The sequence below is a fragment of the Brevundimonas sp. UBA5936 genome (genome assembly GCA_002430835.1).
In the GTDB taxonomy this organism is placed as follows: domain Bacteria; phylum Pseudomonadota; class Alphaproteobacteria; order Caulobacterales; family Caulobacteraceae; genus Brevundimonas.
Genome location: DJDA01000020.1, coordinates 53,526 through 54,455 on the forward strand (window position 1 = coordinate 53,526; position 930 = coordinate 54,455).

Here is a 930-nt window from a genome sequence, read left to right on the forward strand (position 1 = left end):
TCGGCTGCGCCGTTCCACATGTGGACGCCGGACGTCTATGAAGGCGCCCCGACCCCGGTCGTGGCCCTGTTCTCGACCGCGCCCAAGGTGGCGGCCATGGTGCTGATCATCCGCGTGCTGGTCGAAGGCTTCGGCCTGGCTCATGCCCAGTGGGCCCAGGTGCTGATCCTGATCTCGCTGATCAGCTTCGCGGTCGGCGCCTTCGGCGGCCTGATGCAGAAGGACATCCAGCGCCTGCTGGCCTATTCGTCCATCATCAACATCGGCTACGCCCTGCTGGGCGTGGCGGCGGGCACCCAGGTCGGCGTCCAGGCGACCCTGATGTTCATGACCCTGTATGTCGTGGATCAGATCGGCTTCTTCGCCATCCTGCTGTCGTTGAGCCGCAATGGTCGTCCGATCCGCAAGATCGCCGATCTGGCCGGTCTGAAGAAGGACCGCCCGGTGACGGCCGTCGCCCTGACGATCCTGTCGCTGTCGGCTGTCGGCATTCCGCCGATGTCGGGCTTCTGGGGCAAGTTCTACGTCTTCGGCGCCGCCGCCGACGCGGGCTACTGGATGGCGGGCGCTGCGGGTCTGGTGGCCTCGGTCGTCGCGGCCTTCTACTACCTGCGCATCATCAAGGTGATCTGGTTCGACACGCCTGAGTTCGACGTGACGACGGACAAGGCGCCGGCCGGCGCACAGTGGATCGGCTGGGCGGCTGCGGCCTTCAGCTTCCCCGTGCTGCTGATCGCCTTGACCTGGCTGGAGCCGCTGACGCGCGCGGCGGCCGCGGGCGTCGGGATCGGGTAAGGGCCCTTGGCGGCTCCGGTCCTGATCCTCGAAGAGACCGACTCCACCAACGCCGAGGCGCGTCGCCGCGCCGAGGCGGGCGAGGCCGGGCCGCTGTGGATCGCGGCCCGGCGTCAATCCGCCGGGCGGGGCCGT

General features: G+C 68.7%; 1 protein-coding gene and 1 pseudogene. Both read left to right on the forward strand.

Features of this window, described 5'->3' with window-relative positions:
- A partial coding sequence (locus B2Y21_RS01795) for an NADH-quinone oxidoreductase subunit N (RefSeq protein ID WP_292056372.1) occupies positions 1 to 795 on the forward strand: 795 nt, incomplete at its 5' end.
- Between the two features lie 6 nt (positions 796 to 801).
- Positions 802 to 930: pseudogene (locus B2Y21_RS01800) on the forward strand (biotin--[acetyl-CoA-carboxylase] ligase); the annotation flags it as partial.